A 6527-nucleotide genomic window follows, 5' to 3' on the forward strand; every position below is an offset into this window, starting at 1 on the left:
AGTGCAAAAGTAATCCCTTTTTTCTAATTATCAAAAAGTTTTTCAAGGAAAAATGAACTTTTTAAACTAAAAATCATCCGGCTCTCAAAAAAGAGTATGCCAGACAAGGCTTATAAAGATAATTAAAATATATGGGATGATAAAACACCTTCCTAATATTTTTTGATTTTTCTTCACTTATAAAAAATGTATCTAAGCCTAAAAAAAATATTTGCTCTAAAAAAAGAAATCATTAAGGTTAATTCTAAATTTTATACGAAATTCGTATGTTAAGGAAAATTTCAGATTTGTAAGAAGTTGAAATTTCCCCGGATGAGAAAGGAATTTTATCTTTTTTAATCCCTTTTTCATTTTAAGCTTATTTAATTATAGTAATACTATGAGAGCAACTTTAATACTACTTTTAATTGTTTTTAAAACAGTTAGCTTTAGTCACGGTCAAACAAATACTAATATCAGTGGGATCGTAAATGATTATAAAGCGGTTATATCATTGGATGTATGTGCTAACAGCATGTCAGTATCTGACACTTCCGGTCTTCAAGCCGGTGACTTAGTCTTAATTGTACAAATGAAAGGCGCAAGTATTAACCTTGCCAATAACAGCAATTTTGGGAATTTTACTAATTTAAATCAGGCCGGGAAATACGAATTCAATACCATATCTAATATAAACTCCGGAGAAGTTACTTTTGAATATCAGTTTGAAAATGAATATTCTGTTAATAGTAAGGTTCAAATTATTAAAGTTCCGCAATACCAAAATGTCACTATCACAGATACCGTTACTGCCATGGCTTGGGATGGCGAAAAAGGTGGCATAGTAGTAATTGATGCAAGCGGTTCTATAAACATTGAATCTGTAATAGATGTTAATGGCAAAGGATTTAGAGGTGGTGCAGCTTCAAACAGCAACTTTACATGTAGCTGGGTAAGTCCGCAAACTGCTTACTATTATACACTCGCATCAGGACGGGCAGGCAGAAAGGGTGAAAGTATTGTAAACTTCAATGCAGTATATGAATGTGGAAGAGGACCTTACGGAGCCGGTGGCGGTGGTGGAAATGACCATAACACCGGTGGCGGCGGCGGAAGTCATGTTGGTTTAGGAGGAGATGGTGGGAAAAGATTAGTTCCATCGCAGTTTTTTTGTAATGGAGAAAATAGAGGATTAGGAGGGAATACTGTTGTTTACAATCAATTTGAACGATTGATAATGGGAAGTGGTGGCGGTGCGGGCCATATGAATGATAGTCTTGGCAGTGGTGGAGCAAATGGCGGAGGTATAATTATCTTAAGAGCAACGGAAATAAATAGTCAAAATGGAGTATTGACTGCAAATGGAGCAAATGCAAAAGCCGGAAGTTACGATGGTACCGGAGGAGGTGGAGCCGGAGGAAGTGTTGTTTTAGCTGCTAGCTCTATTAATAATCCGCTGCTGATTCAAACAAATGGAGGAAACGGTGGGAATGTAAGTGATGATTTAAGCAATACTTGCTACGGACCGGGCGGTGGAGGTGGTGGAGGCTTTTTAGGACTTACTTTAAATAGTATCCCTTCAAATATAACTTATGAAACTTTTGGTGGAAATGCAGGTTTAAAAATTGCTGCGAGTAGTACCTGCAATACCGGAAATGGCACTGAAGTTGAGGATGGGCTACCGGGTGGCTTTTTAGAAGGTATTTCAATTTTAACCGCTTCAGATTTATTTATACCTCCCGTATTTTCTATAAGCTCAGATACTTTGATTTGCCCCGGAGATACAATAACCCTAAGTGCAGGAGGTGGTGGTTTGTACCTTTGGGAACCTCAAAGTAGCTTAAGTTGTAATGATTGTCCTCAGACTTCCGCTTTTCCGGGCCAAACTGAAACATATACCCTTACTATATTAAATGGCTTGTGTGAATATACTGACTCAGTTACAGTTGAAGTAATACAAATGCCTCAACTTTCAATTTCTCCGGAAAATGTATTTCTTTGCACAGATACCAATATAACCATTTCGGTTAGTGGTGCTCCAAATAATAATTATACCTGGACAGGCGGTGATTTACAAAGTCCTCAAATTGGGAATGAAATTTCTGTAAATCCTTCAGAAACACAGGTATATACAGTCGAATGGACTGACAGCTTAAGTTTTTGTACAGTATCAAAAACATCAGAAATTTTTATTGAAGATGAAAATTTTGCAACTTTCCCAGAAGATATTTCTATTTGTGATGGGAGTTCTGTTCAATTAATTGCCACGGGTGGAACGAATTACAGTTGGTCTCCTTCAACAGGACTGAGCTGCCAAAACTGCCCCAACCCTATTGTAACTGTCGATACGAATACGACTTATGAAATTATTGTCAGTAATGATTTTGGATGCAGAGATACATCAGAGGTAACCGTATCTGTGGATGATACCGTTTTCTTTTTTTCCCCTGATTCTGTTTCAATTTGCAAAAACAGTTCACAAACTATTTTCCTTCAGGGTAACGGTACTTTTGAATGGTCACCCTCCAGCTTTTTAAGTTGTACTGATTGTAACAACCCGGAAGTAAGTCCTGACAGCAGCCTAAATTACACTGTTACTTTGACAAATGGAGCTTGCAGTCATACAGAAACGATTTTTGTGGAAGCAAAAGAATTTCCTGACTTTACTATTCCTTATGATACAATAGACATAGAGTTTAATGAGTCTTTTGAAATTGACATTTCTCTTCTACCTGTTGAATATTCTATAAGCTGGAGTCCGGAATTTGGTATAGACGACAGCAGTACGGCAAATCCTATTATAACCGGTATTGAATCACAGGAATATACTTTTACCGTAACACTTGACAGCACAGGCTGCACAACAACTCAAACTATTTATATAAATGTAATCACTAGTGAAGAAACTTACGATATTTTTCCAAATGCATTTAATCCTACAGGTGGAGGAATGAATAGTCGTTTTGGCCCGTTTGATCCCGGGCCGGGTCATGAATTTGACAGCTTCCAAATCTTCAACCGATGGGGTGTAAAAGTATTTGAAGGCTTTTCATTTGCTGATGGCTGGGATGGGAAACTCAAGGGGGAGTTACAGCCAATGGACACTTATGTTTATCAATTAACTTTTTATGATAGGGGAAATAAAATGCAAACTATTCGAGGAAGTGTAATTTTAATACGATAGTTTACTTATGATTTTCTTTTTTTGGCTACACTGATTTTAAGAACTCTATAACTTCTTTGGTGAAATCTGTTTTCTCCTCATCGTGTAAAAGTTCATGGTATCCATTTTCAAACTCTAAGAACTTTACCTTTCCGACATTTGCAGAGGCAACTTTTTTAGAAGATTCAAAGGAAGTGATTTTATCTTTTTTGCCATGCATTAAGAGAATTGGAATATTCAGTTTATCCGCATTTAAAAGGATATTTTTTCCGGCACCAAATATTTCAAGATAAGCTCCTGCAGTTATTTTATCATGTACAAGAGGATCTTCTATATATTTCTTCACCTCTTCACTTTGTTTTGAAAGCGCATGTACATCTAATTTTGTGGATTGTGAAAAAGAAGGAAAAATCCTCCCAACTGATTTAGCCAAAAATAACATATAAGCCGGTGGCTCAAAAGCTAGCTCTATCCACGGTGAAGAGAGTATAGAGGCTTTTATCAAATCATTTTTTCTTTTTAATAAATAATTTGCAGCCACATTACCTCCCATACTATGACCAAAAAGAAAAATTTGCTCCGGTTTGCTTTCAGCAATTACAGCATCAAAAACTCTGTCCAAATCATTTAACAATGAATTGAAGTCCGGCGAATGTCCTCTTTGACCATCAGAAACTCCATGGCCTCTTTGATCATAAGAATACACTCCATAATTTTCTTTATTTAAAGCTCTAATAAACTCTTCGTATCTTCCGGAATGTTCTCCCAATCCGTGGACAATTATGACGACTTTTTTTGGCTTTATCTCTGGGATAAAACAGCGACAAAACAATTTAAGTCCGTCATTGGAATCTATATATAACTCTTTATATTTTTTCATATAATCTAAAATAAGATAAAAGCATTAATTGGAGAGTAAAAGTTGTATATTTTCAGAACATTTATCCTGTTCATTTATTAAATAGATGCTTTCTAAGCAATTATTTGTATTTTTAATTGTTAAAAAGAATACGACATTCACTAATTGTAAATTAAAATAATATAATAACATGACAAGTTTTAACAGAAGAAAATTTATTAGAAATGGATTTGTAGCATCCATTGGTAGTTTTGTTGGATTTAATTTATTATTCAGTAATTCATCGATAGCTTCTATCAATAGTCATCATCTAAGATATGATGATTTAAAATATCCCTTTAAATTAACCGATTTAAAATATGGTTTCGAAGCCATAGAGCCGGTTATAGACAAAAAAACCATGGAGATACATTACAAAAGACATCACCAAGGTTACGTTAATAATTTCAATAATGCTGTCAAAGACCATAATTTACAAGATCAATCGCTTCAAAGTATTTTAAATCAGATTTCAAAGTATGGAGATGCAATGCGTAATAATGGCGGCGGCCACTATAATCATGATTTATTTTGGAAAACAATCAAAAGACCGGATGCAAATAATAAGCCGAGCAGCACTTTTACAGAAATTCTATCAAATGCTTTTGATTCCTTTGATAATTTTAAAGAAACATTTGAGGCTGCTGCCATGCAAAGATTTGGTTCCGGTTGGGCCTGGTTGTATTTAGATGAAAATAAACATTTAAAAGTCGGATCTTCTCCGAATCAGGATAATCCATTAATGGATCTTTCTCCTATCAGAGGCATACCTATTTTAGGGCTTGATGTTTGGGAGCATGCTTATTATCTTCAATATCAAAACCGAAGAGCTGATTATACCAAAAATTTCTGGCAAATTGTAAACTGGCAAGAGGTAGAAAAAAGATATACAGAAATTACCGGAAAGGGTCGATAGATGAAACGCATTTCTTTATTAATACTTTTGTTCATTTCCACTAATCACTTAAATGCGCAAGTTTGGGAATGGGTAAAGTCTTATGGCGGTGTTGAAAATGATTTTGGTTTAAGTATTTATGGTAATAATGAGCATATTTACCTTTCAGGAGCTTTTCAAGACAAAATAGTTTTTGAAGGACAGGACATTTCCAGTTCCGGAAGTAAAGATTTTTTTATCAGCAAATTTGATCATGACGGTCAGTTTTTATGGTTAAGTCGAGGAAGTAGTATCGGAAATAATCAATTAAATTCTATACAATTAGATTATCAGGGCGCACTTGTTGGAGCGGGTAGCTTTAGCGGTTTACTTAATATTCAAAATCAACAAATTTCTGCTTTTCAAAATGAAGATTTTTTCATTGGCAGGTGGGCAAATGACGGTTCTTTGATATGGGTAAATTCAGGTCAGTCTACGGGTAACTCAGTAGCAAAAGATATCCGGATTAATACGTTAAATAATCGTATTGCAATTGCCGGACACTATGAAGGCTCGTTAGAAATTAACAACAATCAATTATTATCAAATGGATCAGCTGATATATTTTTTACTGAAATAAGTTCTACCGGACAATTTTTAAATGCCCGCTCTTTTGGCGGACAGAATTCTGATAGGGCTTTAACTGTGACATATGATAATGCCGGATATTTGTATCTTGGCGGCTATTTTACAAATTCAGTTAATTTCGACCAGGTACAATTAACAAATCCCGGAAACAGAACTGCCTTCATCAGTAGTTTTGATTTAGATAAAAATACGTTTTGGGCAAAAAAAATTCCTGTCACGGGATTTTCAGAAATCAATAATTCAGTTATAGTAAACGACACTTTGTTAGTTAGCGGTACATTTACAGGCTCACTGGATTTTAATAATAATACTTTTCAGTCTCAGGGTAGTAATGATGGCTTTATTGCTGCCTATGACTTAAATGGCAATGAACTATGGTTGAAACAGATAAAGTCTGCTAATAATATTCAATTAGGGAATGCCAGAAAAAAAGATAATGGCAGTTTTGTTTTGACGGGTAATTTTTCCGGGAATATCCTCTATGAAAACAGAGAATTGAATGTAAGTGCAGGAAATTACGGATTATTTTTCTTAGAAACAGATGCTAAAGGGAATATAAAATATTTTTTCAATAGCTATTCCAACAGTCAAATTACAGGAAATGATATTTTTTCCAACGATTATAAATTCTTTTTAACAGGAAACTTTAAGGGCAATTCTTTTTGGGGAACAAATACTGCCAGCTCAAGCGGAAAAGAAAATATCTTTTTTTCTAAGTTCAATTTAAATATTATCAGCTCAACAGATGATAGAAAGATGGAAATCTTTTCAGAATTAAGTATTCAAAATGGGATTTTACATCTTAAAACTGAAAAACATCTCCAAAACATTAATATCTCTGTCTATAATTTACTTGGACAAAGTATCTTCAAAACTAATCTGGCAGAAGTATTGCAATATGCACAAGTACCATTGGATATAAAAGCTTCGCCAAACTATATGCTTATTACCATCACAGACAGCAA

The 6527-nt window shown here is 34.7% G+C and carries 4 protein-coding genes; 3 read left to right on the forward strand and 1 reads right to left on the reverse strand.

All coding sequences use genetic code 11. The features are described from left to right. Positions 1–379: 379 nt before the first annotated feature. The gene (locus EA412_00960) at positions 380–3163 is read left to right on the forward strand and encodes a hypothetical protein (protein TVR83331.1); all 2784 of its coding nucleotides are present in this window, start codon (positions 380–382) and stop codon (positions 3161–3163) included. 25 nt (positions 3164–3188) lie between these two features. Here EA412_00960 and EA412_00965 read toward each other — a convergent pair whose 3' ends face one another. After that, the gene (locus EA412_00965) at positions 3189–4022 is read right to left on the reverse strand and encodes an alpha/beta hydrolase (protein ID TVR83332.1); all 834 of its coding nucleotides are present in this window, start codon (positions 4020–4022) and stop codon (positions 3189–3191) included. Between the two features lie 169 nt (positions 4023–4191). Between EA412_00965 and EA412_00970 the strand changes: the two genes are divergently transcribed. Further along, on the forward strand, positions 4192–4956 hold the full coding sequence (locus EA412_00970; GenBank protein ID TVR83333.1) for a superoxide dismutase: 765 nt from the start codon (positions 4192–4194) through the stop codon (positions 4954–4956). Beyond that, on the forward strand, positions 4957–6527 hold a 1571-nt coding region (locus EA412_00975), incomplete at its 3' end, for a hypothetical protein (protein ID TVR83334.1).

The organism is Chitinophagaceae bacterium (assembly GCA_007695095.1).
GTDB lineage: Bacteria > Bacteroidota > Bacteroidia > Chitinophagales > REEL01 > REEL01.